The sequence below is a fragment of the Nosocomiicoccus ampullae genome (genome assembly GCF_019357495.1).
Taxonomy (GTDB): Bacteria; Bacillota; Bacilli; order Staphylococcales; family Salinicoccaceae; genus Nosocomiicoccus; species Nosocomiicoccus ampullae.
Genome location: NZ_CP079110.1, coordinates 287,495 through 308,984, shown reverse-complemented (window position 1 = coordinate 308,984; position 21,490 = coordinate 287,495). Strand labels below are relative to the sequence as shown.

Here is a 21,490-nt window from a genome sequence, read left to right as displayed (position 1 = left end):
CCGAAGGAGATATTATATGAATCAAAAACGGATTACTGAAATAGATGCACTACGCGGAATTGCCGCGTTATTTGTTGTTTTATATCATTATACATTTCACTACGGTAGACGTTTTGGTCACTTAAGTAGTGATTACAACACAGAAATATTTAGTTATGGACACTACGGTGTCCAACTCTTTTTTATCATTAGTGGGTTTGTCATTTTTATGTCCGTTCGACGCGGAAGGTCTGCTGGAGACTTTTTAATTAAACGTGCGTTTCGTTTATATCCAGCTTATATCGCGGCGATTGTGATTACTTTTATAGTATTAAATTCTAGCGCGATTGATATACAAAGAACGATTCCAGAAATGATTTTAAACATGACGATGTTCCAAGAGTTTTTTGGGATTAGAAATATAGACGGTTCTTACTGGTCATTACGCGTTGAATTAACATTCTATATCATGATGGGCGTCGTCATGTTACTCGACAAAACAAAAGTTATGAAAGTAGTAATATTGATGCTTATTGGCGGAATGATCGTTCAAGTTCAAAGTTTAATTGCACCGAACGATATGATTCAGTGGGTAGAAAGATTTTCAACAGCAAATTATATTCAAATGTTTGTGATTGGAATTATGCTTCATGAAATTTGGAGCAATGGTTTACATCGTAAATATGTCGGAGTGATTGCTATTTCGGTTCTCTATGACTTTATATTTGAGGGCGTAACAAATGGATTATTTACATTAACGTTTATCGGGATTTTTGCTTTAATTTTAAGAGGTAAGCTAAAATTTTTAAATAATAAAGTACTTCTTTATCTCGGGAGTATTTCTTATCCATTATATTTAATTCATCAAAATATCGGGTACACACTAATTCACATCATGGAAGATTACGGATTAACACATGAAATATGGATTATCGTACCGACACTTGTATCGATATTACTCGCACATTCAATTTTACATGTTGTCGAAAAACCATCTCAAAACTTTTTATTTAAACACTATAAATTAATTCGAGACAATCTAAATAAAAATGTCTCTAGTATTCGTTAAATATATTGAGTACAATAGTATATCAATATAAAGGGTGGTGATACGATGTCTACAGACAAAAGAGTGCTTGGACTGATTTCAGTCATTCTCGGTGCGAGTCTTTGGGGAATTGGGGGTACTGCAACAGACTGGCTATTTAGAAATACCCCAGTCAACGTCGACTGGTACGTGACCGCGCGGCTTTTAATTAGTGGAATAATACTCGTGTCAGTATTTTTACTTTTATTTAAAAAGAAATCGACGACAGTTTGGGACCGATATTTAGTCACACGGTTTGTCATTTATAGTATTTTCGGGATGGCACTTGTTCAGTATTCATTTACTGCAACGATTGGTTACGGAAATGCTGCGATCGCAACAGTACTACAATGTACTGGCCCAATCTATATAATTTTATATTATGTATTTAGAAAGTATATACAATTTACGTATAAAGAGGCGCTCGTTATTTTGTTCATGATTGTTGGGGTAATTTTAATTGCAACAAACGGCAACTTATCACAACTCATCGTATCACCACTTGCGTTATTTTGGGGTATTTTATCTGGTATGGCACTTGCATACTATACAGTGCACGCTGCCTATCTGCTCGTTAGAATGCACCCGCTAGAACTCGTCGGCGGATCGATGCTCGTCGGTGGAATACTGTTAAACTTTAAAACACCCATCTGGTCATTAGATTTTCACTACGACTGGTCAGCACTTGAAATTGGAGTATTAATATTCTCGATTTTAATCGGAACGACACTCGCATTTCTTTTATACATCGGGAGTTTAAAATATATAACATCACAAGAAGCCGGTATATTAGGACTACTCGAACCAGTGATGGCTGTGTTAACAACAGTGATTGTTCTTGGAGACGTATTAGAAGTGTTTCAAGTCGTCGGCATCACGCTTATATTAGGAATTACAATTTCCAATACAATATCATCAAAAAAAGAAGCGAAAGCCTGAAGTGTGTACGACGGCGGCTGTCGCTTCTTTTTATTTAACATTTTTTGCCTGATTTTGTTAATTATTTTGATTTAATTAACAGAATTCAGTCTTTTTTATCATATTTTGTTAGATAAAAAAATATATTTAACAGATTTCGATTATTCTATTGTGATTTTGTTAAATAAAATTATATGTTTAACAGATCCGGATTATTTTTGTTAATTAAACGATAAAAAAACTCTCACCTATCGTTATTACAAAGTTTCTATACAAATTTTAACCGCTCGTGTTAAGTCATCGATAGACATGCTTGGTAAACTCTCATTCTCAATAGCAAGTTCATGTGAAGCTGGAATATGTATGAATCCTGCTTTAAATTTTTCCTCTAAACCTGCTTCATTTAAAGCAACATACATCATGTTATTACAAAGATACGTACCTGCAGTGTTTGATATTTTCGCTGGTAAAAATTCAGCCTTTAGATTGTCGACCATTTTACGAATTGGTAGTGTTGAAAATATACCATCTGGTCCGTCTTCAGTAATCGGTAAATCTACTGGTGCAAAACCTGAGTTATCTTCTCTACCGTCTTTTACGTTAATCGCGATACGCTCTGGTGTAATTTTAGATCTGCCAGCAGCGAGTCCAAGCATAATAACAACGTCTGGTTCTCTTTCTTTAATCTCTCTTAATAACTCTTTTTCTGATTCGTTAAAGTCGACGGGTAAAATATGTCCTTCGACGTTATAATCGTTAATTGTTTGACCGTCCAAAGCTTTCACAACTTCTTCTGTCGGATTAGTTTTATGGTTTAAAAATGGAACAAACCCTGTTAATAATAATTTCATATCTTTCACCTCTTGTTTACTCACATTGTAGTCTAATTATTAAAATTATGAAATCATTTATACAGGGTTTGTTATCATAAAATATTATTTTAAACACCTCAATTAATAAAGCGCTACCAAAATAATATATATATAAAAGTCTTAATGTTTAAAATCCGTCGTATTCTCATTTAAGTTAGTGAAAATGTTAATACCGAAGAGGATGATTGCAAGTAAGAACATTGGTCCACCGATAAATGTTAAAACGTGTGCAATACCCGGATTGATTTGTACATAAAAAGTACTAAAAAGAAACATTGGAACACCGATATGGTATAACCAAAATGTCGCTTTACCGAGACCATTTTGTGCTAAATGCGGATAAATTGATAAAACGGCACCGATTCCAAGCGTAGTTAACCAACCGACAACGTTCACATGTGCATGACCAGCTGCCCAATTAAGTTGTAAAGTATAAGACATGAATAGTCCTATTGAGATCCCAATGACAAGGTATAGCACTGCAAGTTTAAGCCATGTTTGACCCATTTAATTTACCTCCTTTATATTGTATACTTTTAGATTATCATTAAATTTGTATATCGGTCAATTAATTGTAAATTAATCATATTTTTGTATCATAATAAAAAAGCCGTCGCACAATAGTACGACAGCTTAAAGTTAATATTAACCGATTGAACCTTCCATTTCGTAACTGATTAGACGGTTCATTTCGACTGCATATTCCATTGGAAGTTCTTTTGTGAATGGTTCGATGAAGCCCATTACGATCATTTCTGTCGCTTCGATTTCACCGATACCTCTACTCATTAGGTAGAATAATTGTTCTTCTGATACTTTAGAAACACGTGCTTCGTGTTCTAGAGAAATATTGTTGTTGTAGACTTCGTTATATGGAATTGTATCTGAAGTCGATTTCTTATCCATAATTAACGTGTCACATTCGATTGTAGATTTTGCGTTATCAGCTCTACGTCCGAAGTGTACAAGTCCACGGTACGTCACTTTACCACCATGTTGTGCGATTGATTTCGACACAATTGATGATGAAGTATTTGGTGCTAAGTGTAACATCTTAGAACCTGCGTCTTGAAGTTGTCCTTCACCTGCAAGTGCGATTGACATTGTCATACCTCTTGCACCTTCACCTTTAAGGTAAATTGCAGGGTATTTCATTGTAATCTTAGAACCGATGTTACCGTCTACCCATTCCATCGTTGCATTTTCTTCAGCGAATGTACGTTTAGTTACTAAGTTGTAAACGTTGTTTGCCCAGTTTTGAATTGTCGTATAACGGCAGTAAGCGTTTGGTTTAACGATAATTTCAACAACTGCTGCGTGTAATGAGTTCGTTGTATAAACTGGTGCAGTACAACCTTCAACATAGTGTAACCATGAACCTTCGTCACAAATAATTAGTGTACGCTCAAACTGTCCCATATTTTCTGAGTTAATACGGAAGTAAGCTTGTAACGGGTTATCTAATTTAACGTGAGGTGGTACATAGATGAATGATCCACCTGACCAAACTGCTGAGTTAAGTGCAGCAAATTTGTTATCTGATGGTGGTACTACTGTTGCGAAGTACTCTTTAAATAACTCTTCGTTTTCTCTAAGTGCTGCATCTGTATCTTTAAATACAACACCTTTTTCTTCAAGTTCTTTTTCCATGTTGTGGTAAACAACTTCTGATTCGTACTGTGCAGATACACCTGCTAAGTATTTCTGCTCAGCTTCAGGGATACCTAAACGGTCGAATGTACGTTTAATTTCATCAGGAACTTCATCCCATGAACGTTCTGAACGCTCTGATGGTTTAACGTAATAACGAATTTCGTCGAAGTTAAGTTCTGATAAGTCTCCACCCCAAGTAGGCATTGGTTTACTATAGAACTGCTCAAGTGATTTTAGACGGAAGTCTAACATCCACTCAGGCTCTTCTTTCATCTTCGAAATCTCTCTAACAATTTCTTCAGTTAATCCGCGTTCTGAACGGAAGATTGAAACGTCGTCATCGCGGAAACCATATTTATATTCACCAATATCTGGCGCTTTTCTCATTGCCATAACTATTCACTCCTAATCGTATTTAGTGCGAATTACTCTTCTTTAAATCCTTTTTCAAATGCTTTCCAAGATAAAGTCGCACACTTAATTCTCGCAGGGAATTGACTGACACCGGATAAAGCTTCAATGTCACCCATATCATCAGTGATCGTATAGTCTTCTCCAAGCATCATTTTACTAAATTCATTTCCCATTTCTAAAGCACGGTCTACAGTTTGACCTTTAACAGCTTCTGTCATCATCGATGCACTTGCCATTGAAATTGAGCACCCGTGCCCTTCAAAACGAACGTCATCAACGATGTTGTCTTTTATGTCTAACATGAGGCGAATTTCGTCACCACACGTAGGGTTATTCATATCAATTGTAATCGTACCATCTTCAAGTTCACCTTTGTTACGTGGGTGTTTGTAATGGTCCATAATTACTGAGCGGTATAGCTGTTCTAGGTTACTAAAATTCATATGAGAAAAACTCCTTCGTACGCTCTAAGCCGCGAATGAATGTATCTACTTCTTCTTTAGTATTGTAAATATAGAAACTTGCACGCGCTGTTGAATTTGTGTCTAACCATTTCATTAATGGTTGTGCACAGTGATGTCCCGCACGAACAGCAATACCATCTTGGTCGAGTGCTGTCGCTAAGTCATGCGGATGAACTCCGTCAAGGTTAAACGTAATTAATCCAGCACGTTCTTTTGGTCCATAAATGGTAATACCGTCAATTTTCTGCATTTGTTCGTAAGCATAATTTACAAGCTCTTGTTCATAGTCATGGATATTATCCATACCGACTTCTGTTAAGTAGTCAATTGCTTCACCGAGTCCAATCGCTTCAGCAATCATCGGTGTGCCTGCTTCGAATTTAACCGGTAAGTCTGTCCATGTTGCATCTTCTTTATATACATAATCGATCATATCTCCACCGTACTCGACTGGTTCAAGATGATCTAAAATTTCTGCTTTACCATATAGTACACCGACACCTGTTGGTCCAAGCATCTTGTGTGAACTAAATGCATAGAAATCAACGTCTAAATCTTGAACATCTACTGTCATATGTGGTACAGCTTGAGCACCATCTACAACGATATATGCATCGTTATCATGAGCAATTTTTGCAATCGATTTAACGTCATTAACTGTACCTAATACATTAGATACATGGGCAATCGCTACGATTTTCGTCTTTTCTGACATTACACTCTCAACACTTTCAAGTTTAATTGTGCCGTCAGATTCTAGAGGAATAAACACAAGCTTCGCACCTTTACGCTTAGCAAGTTGTTGCCAAGGTACGATGTTTGCATGGTGTTCCATTTCTGTTACGACGATTTCATCGCCTGCTTCAACAGCATAATCTCCGAGTGAACGTGCGACTAAGTTTAATGCTGCTGTTGTCCCACGTGTATAAATAATTTCTTCAAATCGTTTTGCATTGATGAACTTACGTACTTTCATACGTGCAGATTCATATGCATCAGTTGCAAGCGTACCGAGAGTATGAACCCCTCGGTGAACGTTTGCATTATATTTAAAGTAATATTCATTAGTCTTATCCACTACACGATCAGGTGTTAAACTTGTTGCTGATGTGTCTAGGTACGTGAGCGCATTCCCATTAACCTTTTCGTCAAGGACCTTAAAGTCTTGTCTAATTTTGTTAATGTCCAATGTGGATGCCTCCTAATTAGTTTAAGATTTTCTCTTCAATTACATCTACGAGTAAGTTTTTAACACTTTCAATCGGTAAGTTTACAACAACTGGTGTTAAGAAACCGTGAATGACTAAGCGTTCTGCTTCTTCACGTTTTAGTCCTCTACTCATCAGATAGAAGAGTTGTAACTCATCCACGCGTCCTGCTGAAGCTGCGTGTCCTGCTTCTACTTCATCTTCATCGATTAATAAAATAGGGTTCGCGTCACCGCGCGCTTTACCATCAAGCATTAACACACGTGATTCTTGTTGCGCATTTGAGAATGTTGCACCTTTTTTAATGTGTCCAATTCCGTTAAATACGCTGTTTGCATTTTCTTTCATTACACCGTGTTTTAAGATGTTTCCGTAAGTGTTTTTACCATAGTGAATCACTTCAGTCGTGAAGTTTAACATCTGGCGACCACGGCCAACTGTCACAATCTTAACATCTGACTGTGAGTTATCACCGTTTAGGTTAGTTGTGTTGTCGTAAATCACATTTGAATCATTCATAAGCCCGAGTGCCCAGTCTATAACTGCGTCACGATCAGTATTCCCGCGACGTACAACGTATCCAGTAATATCTTTAGCTAAGAAGTCTACTGCACCGTAGTTAATTTTAGCGTTGTCTTTAGCAAACACTTCACTCACGACGTTTAATTGTGCTTTAGATGACTCTAAGTTTGTCACATAGTTTTCAACATATGTGACTTCAGAACCTTCATCTGCAACTAATAATACGTGGTTAAATAGGGATGCTTTTTCGTCATCATGGTATACGACAACTTGAATTGGTGCTTCAACTTTTACGTTTTTCGGTACGTAGATAAACACCCCACCATTTAACATCGCTTGGTGATATGCTGTGAGTTTGTTTTCATCAACTGATACACCATCAGTCATGAAGTACTTCTCAACTAATTCTTTATGATTTTCTGAAGCTGTAAATATATCTTCAACAATAACACCTTGAGACTTTAATGACTCTGAAAGCTGTACAAATGCTTTCGTGTTATTGTGTTGAACGTATAGGTTTTCTACACTTTCAGTTTCTACGACTTTTTTCACTGTTTCAGGTAAATCTGAAAGTGACTGGTAAGTTGAACTTTCAGTAAATGGTTGTTCAACTGTGAAAAAGTCCCAGTTATAAATACGTGTTTTGTCTGGTTTAATCATGTCTAAACGATCAATTAAATCTAGTGCTTCTTTTCTTTTTGTTGTAAAGAAGTCATTTACACCATTTTGTTGTGCGTCGTTTAAGACTTTTTCTTTATCTAAAACGAATTCGTTAGCCATTAGAGTTCCTCCTGATATTATTCTGCTGCGTCTACTGTTTCGTCTTCAATACCGAGTTCTTCTTTAATCCACTCATAACCTTCGTTTTCAAGGCGTACTGCTAATTCTTTTCCGCCTGATTTAACAATTCTACCTTGCATCATAACGTGTACGAAGTCTGGTTCGATGTAGTTAAGTAAACGTTGGTAGTGCGTGATGATTAATGAACCAAATTCTGGACCACGCAGTTCGTTAATACCATTCGAAACAACTTGTAAAGCATCGATATCTAAACCTGAGTCGATTTCGTCTAAGATAGCGAATTTAGGTTCTAACATCATAAGTTGTAGAATTTCGTTACGTTTTTTCTCCCCACCAGAGAAACCTTCGTTTAAGTAACGAGTTGCCATGTCTGGATCCATATCTAAGAATTCCATGTTTTTATCTAATTTTTTGATAAATTGCATTAAGTTAATCTCGTCGCCTTCTTCACGACTTGAGTTAATTGCTGAACGTAAGAAATCTGAGTTTGTAACACCAGAGATTTCTGATGGATACTGCATTGCTAGGAATAAACCAGCATGTGCACGCTCATCTACTTCCATTTCAAGCACGTTTTCACCATCAAGTAAGATCTCACCTTGAGTAACATCATATGATGGGTGACCCATAATTGCTTGAGAAAGTGTAGATTTACCTGTACCGTTTGGTCCCATTACAGCGTGAATCTCACCTTGTTTAAGTGTTAGGTTTAAACCTTTAAGTATTTCTTTTCCTTCAATTTCGACATGTAAGTCTTTGATTTCTAGAACAGATGTCATCCTAATAATCCTCCAGTTAGATTGAATTTATTTTCTCTTTAACAGTTTATAATAATTCTAAACTATAGTCAAAGTTTCACTAATGTGCGAATGTCTATATTGTACCTTATATATGCCTATATTTGAAGTATTATACCTCCCTATCGACGATTCAATATATTGAGAATAAAAATCAAGTAAAAGATGAAAATAGAGAATGATTGATGGGAGTTATGGTGCAGCTTGGGATTTTTCGATAGGAGATGTGTGCTATTTCGGGATTAGTTTGGGGGTATCGGAAGCGATAGTGTAATTGTGCACTATCTCTTTGGATAGACGGCATTTTATCGCAAGTCATAGTGTGATTATGCACTATCGCTTTGGATAGACGGAGCTTTATCGGAAGTCATAGTGTAATTATATACTATCTCTTTAGATAGACGGAACTTTATCACAAATCATAGTGTAACTATGCACTTTCTCTTTCGATAGTCGGTATTTTATCGCAAGTCATAGTGTAATTGTGCACTATCTCTTTAGATAGACGGAGCTTTATCGCAAATCATAGTGTAATTATGCACTATCTCTTTGGATAGCCAGCATTTTATCTTAAGTTATAGTGTAACTATACACTTTCTCTTTGGATAAGCGACGCTTTATCGCAAATCATAGTGTAACTATGCACTTTCTCTTTGGATAAACAGTCATTTATCCTAAATGATCGTGTAATTCTCTACTATCTTTTAAGATAAAAAAACACCACAGTCACTCAAACACGCTGAAATCCTGTCATAAGAAAAAACGCATGTGTAAAACACATGCGTTATCCTTACTTAATGAAACGAATTGTTAATGGTGGTAAATATCTTTCACCATTTGCTGATTTCACAGCACCAATAATTGTAAAAATTGTAACCATAACTCCTAAAATAGGTGTTGTAATAAAACCAATCACAAGAACCATTAAAGCTGAAGATATTATCGTATAAATCGTATATGAAAGTGTGAAATTTAAAACGTCAGCTAGAGCTTCTCCTGTTTCAGGATCATCATCTTTTTTAATGGCCCAAATAATTAAAGGCGCAATGAACGCTGAAATAAAGAGTGATAAATATGACAACATTACAATTTGATTGTCAAACACGGGACGAGTTTCATATGTGTAATTTTTATCTTGCTCGAAATTATCCATAATTTTCCCCCATAAATTTTGTCATATAATTATATACCCAATTATTTAGATTTTATAAACGCACTTAAACATTCAAATAAAAAACACGGCATAAAAGCCGTGTTCATGTTAAATTGATTATTCAGCTGAGATTACAGCACCGTCATAATTTTCATCAATGAATGATTTAATATCGTCACTTTGTAATACTTCAACAAGTGTGTTTAGTGCTTCATCGTCTTTGTCTTCACTTCTTACAATTACAACGTTTACGTAATCTGAGTCTGCCGCTTCTAGTTCAATTGCTTCTTCTTTTGGTGATAATCCTGAGTCAATCGCATAGTTTGAGTTGATGAAGAATACGTCTCCTTCGTTATTTTCATATGCTTTTACCATGATTTCTGGTGCTGTTTGATTATCAAATTTGAAATCATGAGGGTTTTCTTCGATATCATCTAACGTTGCTTCAATTGGGTCAACACCATCTTTAAGTGTGATTAGATCGTGGTCTACGAAGAATTTTAAAACGCGTCCTTCGTCTGGTAAGTTGTTAGAAATTAAAACTTTTGCACCATCTGGTAAATCTTCTAATGAATCATAATCGTTAGAGTATGCACCGATTGGCTCTAAGTGTACTGGACCAATGTTTTCAAAGTCGAATCCTTCATTTAGTAAGTTATTAAAGTACGGAATATGCGCAAAGAATGTAGCGTTCGCATCGCCACTTTCTAACATTTGGTTCGGTGTGTTATAGTCGTTAACTACTTTAATGTCTAAATCAATGCCTTTATCTTCAAGTAATGGTTTTGCTTCTTCGAGAATTTCAGCATGTGGTACTGGTGTTGCAACTACTGTTAATTTTTTTACTTCATCGTTAGAAGCTTCTTCATTTGATGAATCATTAGAAGAATCATCTGAGTTATTACAAGCAGCAAGTGTCACAGTGAATAATAATACTAAAGCGAATAAAAATCTTTTCATGAGCTAGGTCTCCTTTTATCTTTTATCGACTGCGCGAGCAATCGTATCTCCTAAAATTTGAATTACAAATACTATAATTAAAATAACAATCGTTGCGACTAGTGTGACGTCTGGTTGACTTCTTGTGAATCCAACCATATAAGCTAAACTACCAAGTCCACCTGCACCGATAACACCAGCAATCGCCGTTGAACCAACTAGCATGATTGCAGTGACTGTTATACCAGAAATTAGTGCTGGAAGTGCTTCAGGTAATAATACTTTTCGAATGATTTCCCACTGGTTTGCACCCATTGATTCGGCTGCTTCAATGACACCTTTGTCCACTTCTTTTAAAGCAATTTCAACAAGTCTTGCGTAGAATGGTGACGATCCAATAATTAGTGCTGGCATCGCACCCCATACACCCATCATCGTTCCCATAAGTGCTTTAGTAAATGGTATGAGTAAGATGATTAAAATAATAAATGGAATTGCACGGAATAAGTTCACGACAAACGATGTAACACCGTATACTGGTTTTGATGCTTTAGTTTTGCTTTTTGATGATTGGAATAAAATAATACCTAATATAATTCCGAATACAAAAGAAAATAGTGTCGCAATACCTGTCATAGTGAGTGTCTCTACAGTCGATTGCCATAGTACATCGAGTTTCACATGTTCAAAGCTAAACATTTCTTTTATCTCGTTCATTTGACCACCTCCACAGAGACTTTCTCACTTTCAAACTTATCAATAATCTCATCCAGTTTTTCACTATCGACTTCAGTAGCGATATAGAGGTGTCCATATGACTCATCATTCGTTTGTTTAATATTTCCAGAAAGTACGTTTAAATCAAGATCGTATTCTTTAATGACTTGAGATACAACTGGACGATTTGCTTTTGTACCAACAAAACCAAGTTTAAGAACGGTTGAGTTTGGAAAACTTTCTTTAATTGTTTTAATTTGTACATCAATATCCTCATCTTCAAGTTCATCTTGTACAAATCGTTTTGTCACGGAAGACTTAGGGTTTTGGAATAATTCAATGATTGGTGCGACCTCGATGACTTTACCATCTTCCATTACTGCAGCTCGGTCACAAATTTTTCTGATGACTTGCATTTCATGTGTAATCATGACAATCGTTAGACCGAGTTCTTGACGAATTTTTACGAGTAAATCGAGAACCTCATCAGTCGTCTGTGGGTCTAATGCACTCGTTGCCTCGTCACATAGTAATACTTCTGGATCATTGGATAATGCACGTGCAATACCAACACGTTGTTTTTGTCCGCCAGAAAGTTCACTCGGATAGTTGTGTTCTCTTCCCGTAAGTCCAACCAGTCGGATTAATTCTGATACTTTACGATCCATTTCGTTTTTAGGCACGCCAGCGATTTCAAGGGGGAGACGAATATTTTCATATACTGTGCGTGACCAAAGTAAATTGAAATGTTGGAAAATCATTGAAACTTTTTGACGTTTTTTTCTCAAATTTTTCTTTGATAGTTTGTTAATAGTGTCATCACCAATCACAATATCACCACTTGAAAGTGTTTCAAGACCGTTTAACAAACGAATCAAAGTGGATTTACCAGCGCCAGAATAACCAATGATGCCAAATATTTCACCTTTATGAATATTTAGCGATACGTCATCGACAGCTGTAACTGTCTTATTTTTTGTTTTAAATATTTTATTGACATTTTTAATATCAATCATTTAGTAGATTCCTCCATTAAAAAAGCTTACTCAAAAGATGAGTAAGCTTTTTACGTATCGCTTCTCATCTTCGAATGATCCATCGATCATTCAGTGAATTGGCACCTTGTCTAAATAGACGGTTGCCGTGGTTTCATTGGGCACTTCCCTCCACCACTCTGGATAAGAATTATTAAGTTTGATTAATAATATCATTGCATATTTTTATTGTCAACATAATTTTTAAATATTTCGACAATTTTAGTCACCGACTCAAATGCATAAACTTCTTCTTGTAAAGTTCCGTCTTTAAATATAAGTAAGGCCGGTACACTATGAATTTTATATTGTTTTATAAAAGATTCATAGTAGTTTAAATCAATTTTTGTAACATTTAGTGGGACAACTTGAACCGCAAGATCTAAAAATGATTCTGCGAGCTTACACGTTGCACACATCGACGTATATCCGTAAATGACATTTACACCACTACTATTCACTATTTCATTTAATGCTTCTTCTGTGATTTTATGTCTCATATAAAATACCTTTCTCGAAAGAAAAAACTCTAGACAGCTGTCTAGAGTTTTATAAAGAATTATTGTCCAATCATTTCGTCGTATGCAGCAGCATCCATTAATTCGTCAAGTTGTGACTCATCTGAAAGTTTAATTTTTAACATCCAAGCTTCTTCGTATGGAGATTCGTTTACTAGCTCTGGGCTATCTTCAAGCTCTTCGTTAATTTCAATAACTTCACCTGATACTGGTGCATAAAGTTCAGAAACAGTTTTAACTGATTCTACTGAACCGAAGTCTTCACCTTTTTCAAGTTCATCACCTTCGTCTGGTAATTCAACGAATACGATGTCTCCTAATTCTGATTGAGCAAACTCAGTAATACCGATAGTTACAGTATCACCGTCAACCTTTACCCATTCGTGATCTTCTGAATACTTTAAGTTGTTTGGTGTTACCAAAACAAAAACCCCCTATATTATATATCCTACTACATTTAGTATCTCATATTTTATGAATATAAACAAATCAAAACTTAATATTATAATTCGAGTAACTCGTCGTATTTTTCTTCTTTAAAGCCGAGTATAACACCTTTTTCAGTGACAAGCATTGGACGTTTAATTAGCATGCCGTTACTCGTTAATAACTCGATTTTTTCATCAAACGATAAGTCATCAAGTTTTTCTTTTAAACCAAGTTCTTTGTATACTTTACCACGTGTATTAAAGAACTGATCAATTTCATAATTATCAGCTTTACTGATAATGTCTTTTAATTCGTATTCTGAAGGTGGTTCTTCAACCATATCAATCACTTCTAAATCGACACCTTGTTCTTCTAAATACTTCTTAGCTTTACGACACGTTGTACATTTTTTGTACTCATAAAATTTATTCATTTACTATTCATATACCTCTCTTAACATTTTTATTTCGACTTGCCCTGGGGCCTGTGGAGTATTTAAGCATCCATAAGTAAATGCAGAGTTATAAGGATATGTTGCAACTCTTGTTATTTTACCTAATTCCCCCATCGCGATAGTTATAATCACATTTCCATACTCTTTTTTATAGCGTTTCAACATTTCAAACAATAACTCAACATCTTCGCTATTATTTGGCATATACGCAAGCTTATAATAATCTGGAAAATAGTCATTCATACCTTCTAGAATAGACGCGATTTCTTTTTCACTTGGCGTCTTTTCAAAATCATGATGACTAAATAACACTTTAATTCCGCGAGATTTTAGCGAGAAGATAAATTCCATATCTCGGTATGAATTGTACTGAATATCGATGATATCAAATCTCGCATGGTGAAGTATATAGTTTAAATGATCGATATAATTATCATCATCCCCATATCCACCTTCACTTTTCGTTCTATATGTATAAAGAATTTTTTTATCGGATTCAGATAAACCACTCAATGCGTCGATAATATCCTCATCATCTTCAAAATAGTCACCGCGGAACTCTATTATATCAAAGTTATCACGCTCAGAAAAAAGTACTTTAAGTTCGTCATGTAACTCATCTAAATTATGACTACTTAAAGTAACGACAACCTCCGTCATACTACCACTCTCATTTGTTTCTCATTTAAAAGAATGATACCATAATTTTAATAATTAAACGAGTAGGAGAAAAGTATGAAAAGACTATTATTAAGCATTTTAGCCGTATCATTACTCGCAGGTTGTACGAGTGAAAATAGTGAAGAAGTGGCAGAAAAAGAAGAGCCGAAAACTGAAGTAAAAGAAGTCAAAGTGTCTCCTGAAAAGAAACTTGAAAACGATACGCGCCACGATATTGGTGACGTTGTAACAATTGACGGCATCGATTTTACGATAAAGTCTTCACAATTAACTGATGAGCGTATCGAGGATCATTTTGAATCATTTGAGTACGTATTAGAACTTGAATTATATTATAAAAACAATACAGAACAACCATTCCCAGCAGGGCGTGACGTATCTGTACAAGTGAATGATAAAGAGGCGACGTATTACGATTTAGATGACTCTATATTAAGAGAAATCGCACCTGGTGAAGAAATTACAGGTAAAGTATACTATGCATTTAACGGAACACCAGAAGTACTCACTGCAAAATTCGAACCGCTTTTAAACACTGAAAATGAAAGTGAAGAATATAATGTATATCCTGATTTAGATTTAGAAGAAGCGTAAAATAAAAAGCTGTAATGAGGATTCTCATTACAGCTTTTTTGAACTATATATTTAGTTACTAATTTCAAAATTATTGAACAACTACATTTGTAGCTTGTGGTCCGCGGTCACCTTCAGTGATTTCGAACTCAACATTTTGTCCTTCTTCTAAAGTTTTGTAACCTTCACCAGCAATACCTGAGAAGTGTACGAATACATCGTCTCCGTCTTCTCTCTCGATGAAACCAAAACCTTTTTCTGCGTTAAACCATTTAACTGTACCGTTATTCATAATAGAATACCTCCATAAATAAAATATAATTTGTGTAACACATTCAAATTTACAGGAGTGAATCTATTAAATAACACTACATCTAAATTGAATATTCATTACCATAAGTTAACTATACAGAAACATCTCTTTAATGTAAAGAAATATTTTCGTAAATCGAAAGTCTGTGTGGAGAGATGTTCTTACTTGCGAAATCATCTCTTCCTTACTCTTTATATTGTTTTCCCTCTGAATAACAAATACAAGAAGTATGGTCCTCCAATGAGTGACACGACAATTCCAACTGGAATGATGAGTGGTTCAGCGATCGTCTTACCGACAAAATCAGCAAAACTTAAGAGAAACGCACCGATTAATAACGTTCCCACAAATATAATTTTCATATCAATTTTAAACATCATGCGTGCAATGTGTGGTGCAATGAGTCCAATGAATGAAATCGACCCCGCAACACTCACACTGATACTCGATAGTAGTGCTGCTAAAACAATTAAAATAATCTTCTCACGTGTGACATGCATACCTAGTGTTGTGAGCATATCGTCATCAAGTGACATCATCGACATCTCGCGTACTCTAAACAGCGTAATTATCATGATGATTACAATATATGGAATCGTCACAATGACAAACTCCCATGTATCTCCCCAAATATTTCCTGCAAAGAATCGGTTCAGCATATCCATTTGTGTGTTATCAAACATCGACGTAAATACATACACAAACCCAGTGACACCAAGTGCTGTTGCAACTCCAATTAGAATAAATGTGTTGCTTGAGAATTTACCACCAACAAACGATAACGCGAAAACGAGTAGCACTGTAAGTAATCCACCAATGAAACTCATTAGTGGTAGTGTGTATAAATGGTTCACACCACTATTTCCAGCAACGAAGGCAATAAATAATACCACTCCAAATCCACTACCTGCGTTTACACCTATAATCCCTGGATCTGATAATGGATTTTTCGAAACGACTTGTAAGATAAGCCCAGATAACGCAAGCGCTGCACCACATACGAGCGTGATGATGAGTCTCGGCATTCTAAATTTATAAAATACAAGTGCGACTTTGCTAGTTGCCTGCCCCGTCATTAAGTTCCAAATGTCTATGAATGACATCTTAAACGTACCTGTTGTTAAGGTGAGTACGATTGTTACAAAAATTAGTATAACAAGAATTAAAATCTTAACACCATTACGCATACGTATGCCCCCTTCTTCTAATGATATAGATAAAGAACGGGAGGCCAATCATTGCGATCACGGCATTAACTGGCATTTCACTGAACATTCTCGCGAACATATCCGCTAATACAAAAAATACGCCACCTAATATTGCTGTAAAAATGAGTGCCTTTTTATGCAAATGTCCGACAATCATCTTCACCATATGGGGTACAAGCATGCCTAAGAAAATTATATTTCCTACAAGTGCGACAGAAATTGCTGCAAGAAAAATCGCAATAAACAAACTCACGAGTTTATAGATGCGTTGATTTTGACCAATCGAATGCGCTACGTCATCGGATAATAGAAGGACATCTAGTTCTCTCGACATCAAAATCAATATGAGGATTAAAACACTCGCCACCGGTGTTACAATCAAAACATTCGACATCGTTTGTCCCGCTGCTCCTCCTGACGTGAAGAACATAGCGAACTGTCCAAGCCCATTTGTGATAACAATAAAATTTGTTATAGCAAGTAGTAATAACGAAATACCTGAACCTGCTAAGACGAGTTTTACCGGTGAATTATGGCGGGTCATCATTAATATAACTAAGCCAACTAACGAACCACCTATAAACCCACTGACGACAAGTCCAACAAAAGTAATCGTTGGTACAAGTACAACAACGAGAACAATCATGAGGTTTGATCCTGCATTAACACCTAAGATACTCGGCTCACTTAAATCATTATGGGTCACTGTTTGCATGATTAACCCTGCAACACTAATCATCATGCCAACGAGAAAAGCAACTAAAATACGTGGTAGGCGAATCTCCATCAATGTTTGTGTCACTGAATCATTGGCATATGGGTGCATTAAACTGTTTAAAACGGTTTGAAAGGTGTAATGTTCGATTCCAATCATCATGGCTAAAAAGAATGAGGCGAGCACTCCGATAAAAAGAGCACTCGCTAAAATATATGTTCTATTCATTGTGAATATCCTTTATTGTGTTACAAAATAAGTCGTAGGCAGCGAGATACGGTCGGCCTGTTCTCTCATCAATTTCGATGCGACCATCGATATTAAATACTTTATTTAACACTTCGTTCGTCAGTATTTCTTCTGGTTTACCAAATGTCACAATTTCGCCTTCTTGCATGACAATGATTTGATCTGAATAACGAATCGCCTGGTTTAAGTCATGTAGGACCATTACTATTGTTTGGTCCGTCTTACGATTTAAATCATGAACAATATTAAGTGTTTCAAGCTGATGATGAATATCTAAATACGTAGTTGGTTCGTCTAGTAATAACGTTTCTGTTCCTTGTGCGAGAAGGAAACTAATCCACACACGTTGTTGTTGACCTCCAGACAGTTCACTCATCATTCTATCTTTAAAATCAATTGCACCCGTCTCTTTTAACGCCCAGTCAATCATATCAATGTCCGATTGTTTTAATCCTTCAAAACGTTTTAAATGTGCATACCGACTATAGGTTAAAAGGTCCATTACACGTACGTCATACTGTAATCTGTTTTTTTGAGATAAAATTCCGATCATCTTTGCCATTTCTTTCGATTTTAGATTGCGGATTTTGACGTCATCGATATAAACCTCACCTTTATATGGTAAAAGTTTTACAATTGACTTAAGCAACGTAGATTTACCACATCCGTTTGGACCGATAATTGTCGTCACCTGTCCGCTCAAGATTTCCATGTCGATACCTTTTAGGATTCTCGTATTTCCTACTTCATATACGATATTTTTTAGTTCTACTTTGCTCACAAAAACCACTTCCAAATGCTTATTTCGTTAATTGCTCTACAATAAATTCAAGTTGATATTCTAGTGACAGTGGGTCGTTGAACCAAAATGTACTTGAATCAAACTCAACCACTCGGTCATTTTTCACTGCATCTAAGTTTTTCCATACACTCGTTGATTCGATTGCTTTATTTGTTGTTGGATCTCCATCACCTAAAAAGATAAAGTCCCCAGAATACTTCGCAACTTTTTCAGCTGAAATCTTTTTCCAACCAGTTTCCACAACATCTTCCTCGATTGTTTCAGGCACTTTCATTTCTAACCCTTGATAGATAATCTCTGTTCCACGTCCCCAGTTTGTACCATAGACATAAATATCTTTAGAAAATCCCTCCGCAACAGAAACACTTGTATCTGTGCCAAGCTTGTCTTGCACCTTCTTTTTATTTTCATCAAGTTTTGTTTCGAAATCTGCAACCCACTTGTTTGCTTGGTCTTCTTTACCTATAATCTTGCCAAGTTCTTTATGAACATCTAAATAATTCCATTTTTCATAATCAAACCCAATTGTAGGGGCTACTTCTTTTAACTCATTAATATTCTCATCTGTGCTATAAGTGATAATTAAATCAGGGTCTAAATTTAAGACTTGTTCAATATTTCCTTCTTCGATTAATTCAATATCTCCAACTTCTTTACTCAGAACTTCTGAGTCTTGAACTAAATTGTGTACACCAACGATATTTGCATCAAGTTGTTTTAAGTTTCCGAAGTAACCAGAACCCATCACAACAATACGCTTTGGATCTTTTGGTATATCGATTTCCTCACCATCGTCAGTAGCATATTTTACAGTTTCAGGTGTTTCATCCTTCGCTGTTTTGTCTGTGTTGTCCTCACCAGAACATGCCGCAAGTAGTACGACAAAAATTAAACTGAATAAAAATAAAATACGCTTCATTAATTTTCTCCTTTTCTCTATTTGAGAATAATTCTCAATTAGATTATAATATGAATAATAATAAATGTACAATAGAAATGAGGCAAAAATATGAACAATACGGATTGTCTGATTGTAGGTGGGGGGCCATCGGGACTATTCGCAGCATTTTATGCAGGGCTACGAGGATTAGACGTAACAATTATAGAACATCAGGACCGACTTGGAGGAAAGCTGAAGTTCTATTTAGATAAGATTGTGTGGGATATCGGCGGAGTCGAAGCAAATACTGCTGCAAATATTCGCGAATCCATGGTGAAGCAAGGACTCACATTTAATCCAACCGTTCATTTGAATGAATCCGTGATGCGTATAAAAAAAGAAAAAGACCTGTTTAAAGTAGAAACAACAAAACACACACACTACGCGAATACGGTAATTTTAGCGACTGGAGTTGGTGTTTTTAGTCCGGTAAAGCTTAATTTACCAGGTGCAGAAGACTTTGAGTATGACAATCTACACTACTATATAGAAGAAACCAAACATTATAAAGATAAGCATGTGTTAATCTCCGGTGGTGGAAACTCCGCGCTCGACTGGGCCGTACATCTTGCAGATGGTATTGCAGACGTCACACTCGTGTGTAGAAAAGATGAACTTAAAGGATACGAAGCGACAATTAAAGAGTTAGAGAAGAAAGATGTCCATATTATTAAGCAACGTACGATTGAAGAACTCCGTTCAAACAAAGATGGCACTATGATCGAACGCGTTGTTTTATCAGGTGGTGAAGAAATTGATGTCGATATCGTATTTGTAAATCACGGATACAAATCAGATAGCGCCTTATTAGAATCATTAAAAGATGACGTAAAAATGAACGAATATAATCAAATTTTAACCGAGGAAAGAGTGAAAACAGGTGTGGATGGACTATATGCAATCGGTGACCAAGTCCACTACGACAACCGCGTACATCTAATCGCTACGGGATATCCGGAAGCAAGTGAAGCAGTAAATTTCGCGAAGCATTATATCGATAAAGAAGAACTAGACGGAGCTATCGTATCCAGCCACAATGAAAAATTTGATGAATTAAATAAAGAAGTAAGACGGAATTTAGAATAATATAAATAATTAATAGAAAATATTTTAAATTTTGAACGAAAATAAACAAGGAATGCCTCATAAAAGAGACATTCCTTGTTTTTTCATTGTGACTTGAGGGGGAACTATTTTTTTATTTCAAAAGATAAACACATGGTTTATCGTTTATTTAGTTTACGACCATTTTAATACCTTCTGGTGTTTCTACTGTTTCGCTCGCAGCGTCTGGCATTAAAATGTTAAATGCTTTTAAGCCGTATGTGTTCATTGCATCGATTCTTGCTTTGTTACTGTGCCACTTGTTCACTGCAATGTGGTGGTGATATTTATTTGAAGCTAAGAAATATGCGCTCATGACTTTAGTCGCGATTTCAAATCCGTAGTTATCATAGAAATCTGGGTCAATCTCCACGCCACCTTTCAGGTGCAAGTGTCCAATAATCGTACCTTCTGGCATACCTGACCACTCTGTATTACGACTTGATTCAACAATACTAGCAAAGTCTAAAGCTAGAGTATCCATTACCACTTGTCCATTGGACCAAGACCATGTATCTGGATCTCTATCCACATATACTTCAATACCGTTTCCTTCAGGGTCAACAAGATACGTTGCTTCACTCACTAAGTGATCTCCCCCTGATAGAGGGATCTGTCTACCAAACATGTATTTAATAAAACGACCAAGGTCACTTCGAGTTGGAAGTAAAATTGCGATATGGAATAATCCAGCTTCACTTTGTTCTGCTACTCTACCTTTTTCTAATACTTCAAAAGTGAATGTGTGCGTACTACCTTCAAAACCAGCAACGAAACCTGCTTCACTTTCTTCAATTAATTTCATGCCTAAAATATTTATATAAAAATCTTTCATTTTACTTAAATCTTGAATGTTTAATGTAATGTTAGTTACTTGTGGATTGTCATTATGGAAATTCATTTAATACCTATCCTTCTTAATCTGATTACCGTATTCTATCATCAT

25 protein-coding genes and 1 riboswitch are annotated in these 21,490 nt (G+C 35.9%); of the genes, 4 read left to right on the top strand and 21 right to left on the bottom strand.

The genetic code is table 11. The features are described from left to right. The first annotated feature begins 16 nt into the window (after positions 1–16). Both KPF49_RS01630 and KPF49_RS01625 read left to right on the top strand, forming a co-directional pair. Positions 17–1,048, top strand: coding sequence for an acyltransferase family protein (locus KPF49_RS01630; protein ID WP_183673401.1), 1,032 nt, complete (start codon positions 17–19; stop codon positions 1,046–1,048). Between the two features lie 45 nt (positions 1,049–1,093). Further along, on the top strand, positions 1,094–2,005 hold the full coding sequence (locus KPF49_RS01625; RefSeq protein WP_183673399.1) for an EamA family transporter: 912 nt from the start codon (positions 1,094–1,096) through the stop codon (positions 2,003–2,005). 236 nt (positions 2,006–2,241) lie between these two features. Here KPF49_RS01625 and pcp read toward each other — a convergent pair whose 3' ends face one another. From pcp to aroD, 15 genes are all read right to left on the bottom strand, one after another. Then, complete coding sequence (gene pcp / locus KPF49_RS01620; protein ID WP_183673397.1) at positions 2,242–2,835, bottom strand: pyroglutamyl-peptidase I; 594 nt, start codon at positions 2,833–2,835, stop codon at positions 2,242–2,244. 141 nt (positions 2,836–2,976) lie between these two features. Beyond that, positions 2,977–3,363 (bottom strand): hypothetical protein, encoded by a 387-nt coding sequence (locus KPF49_RS01615; protein ID WP_183673395.1) that lies wholly within the window; start codon positions 3,361–3,363, stop codon positions 2,977–2,979. Positions 3,364–3,501: 138 nt separating this feature from the next. After that, positions 3,502–4,896: a Fe-S cluster assembly protein SufB gene (sufB, locus tag KPF49_RS01610; protein WP_183673598.1), complete on the bottom strand. Its 1,395-nt coding sequence runs from the start codon at positions 4,894–4,896 to the stop codon at positions 3,502–3,504. Positions 4,897–4,934: 38 nt separating this feature from the next. Further along, on the bottom strand, positions 4,935–5,366 hold the full coding sequence (gene sufU / locus KPF49_RS01605) for a Fe-S cluster assembly sulfur transfer protein SufU (protein WP_183673393.1): 432 nt from the start codon (positions 5,364–5,366) through the stop codon (positions 4,935–4,937). After that, positions 5,356–6,576, bottom strand: a complete 1,221-nt coding sequence (locus KPF49_RS01600; protein WP_183673391.1) for a cysteine desulfurase — start codon at positions 6,574–6,576, stop codon at positions 5,356–5,358. Before KPF49_RS01600 ends, sufU begins: the two co-directional genes overlap by 11 nt. A gap of 16 nt (positions 6,577–6,592) precedes the next feature. Beyond that, complete coding sequence (gene sufD / locus KPF49_RS01595) at positions 6,593–7,897, bottom strand: Fe-S cluster assembly protein SufD (RefSeq protein ID WP_183673389.1); 1,305 nt, start codon at positions 7,895–7,897, stop codon at positions 6,593–6,595. Between the two features lie 17 nt (positions 7,898–7,914). Next, a complete protein-coding gene (gene sufC / locus KPF49_RS01590; RefSeq protein WP_183673387.1) occupies positions 7,915–8,697 on the bottom strand; it encodes a Fe-S cluster assembly ATPase SufC in 783 nt (260 codons plus the stop codon). A gap of 808 nt (positions 8,698–9,505) precedes the next feature. Beyond that, complete coding sequence (locus KPF49_RS01585; RefSeq protein ID WP_183673385.1) at positions 9,506–9,868, bottom strand: DUF4870 domain-containing protein; 363 nt, start codon at positions 9,866–9,868, stop codon at positions 9,506–9,508. A 117-nt stretch (positions 9,869–9,985) separates the two neighbouring features. Next, positions 9,986–10,828 (bottom strand): MetQ/NlpA family ABC transporter substrate-binding protein, encoded by an 843-nt coding sequence (locus KPF49_RS01580; protein ID WP_183673383.1) that lies wholly within the window; start codon positions 10,826–10,828, stop codon positions 9,986–9,988. A gap of 15 nt (positions 10,829–10,843) precedes the next feature. Next, on the bottom strand, positions 10,844–11,524 hold the full coding sequence (locus KPF49_RS01575; RefSeq protein ID WP_276516294.1) for a methionine ABC transporter permease: 681 nt from the start codon (positions 11,522–11,524) through the stop codon (positions 10,844–10,846). After that, complete coding sequence (locus KPF49_RS01570) at positions 11,521–12,540, bottom strand: methionine ABC transporter ATP-binding protein (protein WP_183673380.1); 1,020 nt, start codon at positions 12,538–12,540, stop codon at positions 11,521–11,523. Before KPF49_RS01570 ends, KPF49_RS01575 begins: the two co-directional genes overlap by 4 nt. A 61-nt stretch (positions 12,541–12,601) precedes the next feature. Further along, a riboswitch (SAM riboswitch) is annotated at positions 12,602–12,709 on the bottom strand. A 22-nt stretch (positions 12,710–12,731) separates the two neighbouring features. Continuing rightward, on the bottom strand, positions 12,732–13,058 hold the full coding sequence (locus tag KPF49_RS01565) for a thioredoxin family protein (RefSeq protein ID WP_183673378.1): 327 nt from the start codon (positions 13,056–13,058) through the stop codon (positions 12,732–12,734). Between the two features lie 59 nt (positions 13,059–13,117). Continuing rightward, a complete protein-coding gene (gene gcvH / locus KPF49_RS01560; protein WP_183673376.1) occupies positions 13,118–13,498 on the bottom strand; it encodes a glycine cleavage system protein GcvH in 381 nt (126 codons plus the stop codon). A gap of 80 nt (positions 13,499–13,578) precedes the next feature. Next, entirely contained in the window at positions 13,579–13,938 is a 360-nt protein-coding gene (locus KPF49_RS01555) for a Spx/MgsR family RNA polymerase-binding regulatory protein (RefSeq protein ID WP_183673374.1), read from the bottom strand. Positions 13,939–13,941: 3 nt separating this feature from the next. Further along, complete coding sequence (gene aroD, locus KPF49_RS01550; protein ID WP_183673372.1) at positions 13,942–14,619, bottom strand: type I 3-dehydroquinate dehydratase; 678 nt, start codon at positions 14,617–14,619, stop codon at positions 13,942–13,944. A gap of 75 nt (positions 14,620–14,694) precedes the next feature. Between aroD and KPF49_RS01545 the strand changes: the two genes are divergently transcribed. After that, positions 14,695–15,234 (top strand): hypothetical protein, encoded by a 540-nt coding sequence (locus KPF49_RS01545; RefSeq protein WP_183673370.1) that lies wholly within the window; start codon positions 14,695–14,697, stop codon positions 15,232–15,234. A gap of 70 nt (positions 15,235–15,304) precedes the next feature. On the opposite strand, the gene KPF49_RS01540 is transcribed toward KPF49_RS01545, so the two are convergent. From KPF49_RS01540 to KPF49_RS01520, 5 genes are all read right to left on the bottom strand, one after another. Beyond that, a complete protein-coding gene (locus tag KPF49_RS01540) occupies positions 15,305–15,505 on the bottom strand; it encodes a cold-shock protein (RefSeq protein ID WP_183673368.1) in 201 nt (66 codons plus the stop codon). Between the two features lie 212 nt (positions 15,506–15,717). Then, positions 15,718–16,713 carry a FecCD family ABC transporter permease gene (locus tag KPF49_RS01535; RefSeq protein ID WP_183673366.1) on the bottom strand — a complete coding sequence of 332 codons (996 nt, stop codon included), beginning with the start codon at positions 16,711–16,713 and terminating at the stop codon, positions 15,718–15,720. Continuing rightward, positions 16,706–17,677 carry a FecCD family ABC transporter permease gene (locus tag KPF49_RS01530; RefSeq protein WP_183673364.1) on the bottom strand — a complete coding sequence of 324 codons (972 nt, stop codon included), beginning with the start codon at positions 17,675–17,677 and terminating at the stop codon, positions 16,706–16,708. Before KPF49_RS01530 ends, KPF49_RS01535 begins: the two co-directional genes overlap by 8 nt. Next, a complete protein-coding gene (locus KPF49_RS01525; protein ID WP_246562767.1) occupies positions 17,670–18,479 on the bottom strand; it encodes an ABC transporter ATP-binding protein in 810 nt (269 codons plus the stop codon). Before KPF49_RS01525 ends, KPF49_RS01530 begins: the two co-directional genes overlap by 8 nt. Positions 18,480–18,498: 19 nt before the next feature. Continuing rightward, positions 18,499–19,419 (bottom strand): ABC transporter substrate-binding protein, encoded by a 921-nt coding sequence (locus tag KPF49_RS01520; RefSeq protein ID WP_183673362.1) that lies wholly within the window; start codon positions 19,417–19,419, stop codon positions 18,499–18,501. A 90-nt stretch (positions 19,420–19,509) separates the two neighbouring features. Between KPF49_RS01520 and KPF49_RS01515 the strand changes: the two genes are divergently transcribed. Continuing rightward, positions 19,510–20,526 (top strand): NAD(P)/FAD-dependent oxidoreductase, encoded by a 1,017-nt coding sequence (locus KPF49_RS01515; RefSeq protein WP_183673360.1) that lies wholly within the window; start codon positions 19,510–19,512, stop codon positions 20,524–20,526. Positions 20,527–20,674: 148 nt separating this feature from the next. Here the strand turns inward: KPF49_RS01515 and KPF49_RS01510 are convergent, their stop codons facing one another. Beyond that, positions 20,675–21,445 carry a VOC family protein gene (locus KPF49_RS01510; protein WP_183673359.1) on the bottom strand — a complete coding sequence of 257 codons (771 nt, stop codon included), beginning with the start codon at positions 21,443–21,445 and terminating at the stop codon, positions 20,675–20,677. Positions 21,446–21,490 lie beyond the last annotated feature (45 nt).

Excerpts from the sequence above, each read along its gene's own strand:
- KPF49_RS01630 (WP_183673401.1), top strand. The coding sequence starts at position 17 with ATGAATCAAAAACGGATTACTGAAATAGATGCACTACGCGGAATTGCC.
- KPF49_RS01625 (WP_183673399.1), top strand. The coding sequence starts at position 1,094 with ATGTCTACAGACAAAAGAGTGCTTGGACTGATTTCAGTCATTCTCGGT.
- pcp (WP_183673397.1), bottom strand. The coding sequence starts at position 2,835 with ATGAAATTATTATTAACAGGGTTTGTTCCATTTTTAAACCATAAAACT.
- KPF49_RS01615 (WP_183673395.1), bottom strand. The coding sequence starts at position 3,363 with ATGGGTCAAACATGGCTTAAACTTGCAGTGCTATACCTTGTCATTGGG.
- sufB (WP_183673598.1), bottom strand. The coding sequence starts at position 4,896 with ATGAGAAAAGCGCCAGATATTGGTGAATATAAATATGGTTTCCGCGAT.
- sufU (WP_183673393.1), bottom strand. The coding sequence starts at position 5,366 with ATGAATTTTAGTAACCTAGAACAGCTATACCGCTCAGTAATTATGGAC.
- sufD (WP_183673389.1), bottom strand. The coding sequence starts at position 7,897 with ATGGCTAACGAATTCGTTTTAGATAAAGAAAAAGTCTTAAACGACGCA.
- sufC (WP_183673387.1), bottom strand. The coding sequence starts at position 8,697 with ATGACATCTGTTCTAGAAATCAAAGACTTACATGTCGAAATTGAAGGA.
- KPF49_RS01585 (WP_183673385.1), bottom strand. The coding sequence starts at position 9,868 with ATGGATAATTTCGAGCAAGATAAAAATTACACATATGAAACTCGTCCC.
- KPF49_RS01580 (WP_183673383.1), bottom strand. The coding sequence starts at position 10,828 with ATGAAAAGATTTTTATTCGCTTTAGTATTATTATTCACTGTGACACTT.
- KPF49_RS01575 (WP_276516294.1), bottom strand. The coding sequence starts at position 11,524 with ATGAACGAGATAAAAGAAATGTTTAGCTTTGAACATGTGAAACTCGAT.
- KPF49_RS01570 (WP_183673380.1), bottom strand. The coding sequence starts at position 12,540 with ATGATTGATATTAAAAATGTCAATAAAATATTTAAAACAAAAAATAAG.
- KPF49_RS01565 (WP_183673378.1), bottom strand. The coding sequence starts at position 13,058 with ATGAGACATAAAATCACAGAAGAAGCATTAAATGAAATAGTGAATAGT.
- KPF49_RS01555 (WP_183673374.1), bottom strand. The coding sequence starts at position 13,938 with ATGAATAAATTTTATGAGTACAAAAAATGTACAACGTGTCGTAAAGCT.
- aroD (WP_183673372.1), bottom strand. The coding sequence starts at position 14,619 with ATGACGGAGGTTGTCGTTACTTTAAGTAGTCATAATTTAGATGAGTTA.
- KPF49_RS01545 (WP_183673370.1), top strand. The coding sequence starts at position 14,695 with ATGAAAAGACTATTATTAAGCATTTTAGCCGTATCATTACTCGCAGGT.
- KPF49_RS01540 (WP_183673368.1), bottom strand. The coding sequence starts at position 15,505 with ATGAATAACGGTACAGTTAAATGGTTTAACGCAGAAAAAGGTTTTGGT.
- KPF49_RS01535 (WP_183673366.1), bottom strand. The coding sequence starts at position 16,713 with ATGCGTAATGGTGTTAAGATTTTAATTCTTGTTATACTAATTTTTGTA.
- KPF49_RS01530 (WP_183673364.1), bottom strand. The coding sequence starts at position 17,677 with ATGAATAGAACATATATTTTAGCGAGTGCTCTTTTTATCGGAGTGCTC.
- KPF49_RS01520 (WP_183673362.1), bottom strand. The coding sequence starts at position 19,419 with ATGAAGCGTATTTTATTTTTATTCAGTTTAATTTTTGTCGTACTACTT.
- KPF49_RS01515 (WP_183673360.1), top strand. The coding sequence starts at position 19,510 with ATGAACAATACGGATTGTCTGATTGTAGGTGGGGGGCCATCGGGACTA.
- KPF49_RS01510 (WP_183673359.1), bottom strand. The coding sequence starts at position 21,445 with ATGAATTTCCATAATGACAATCCACAAGTAACTAACATTACATTAAAC.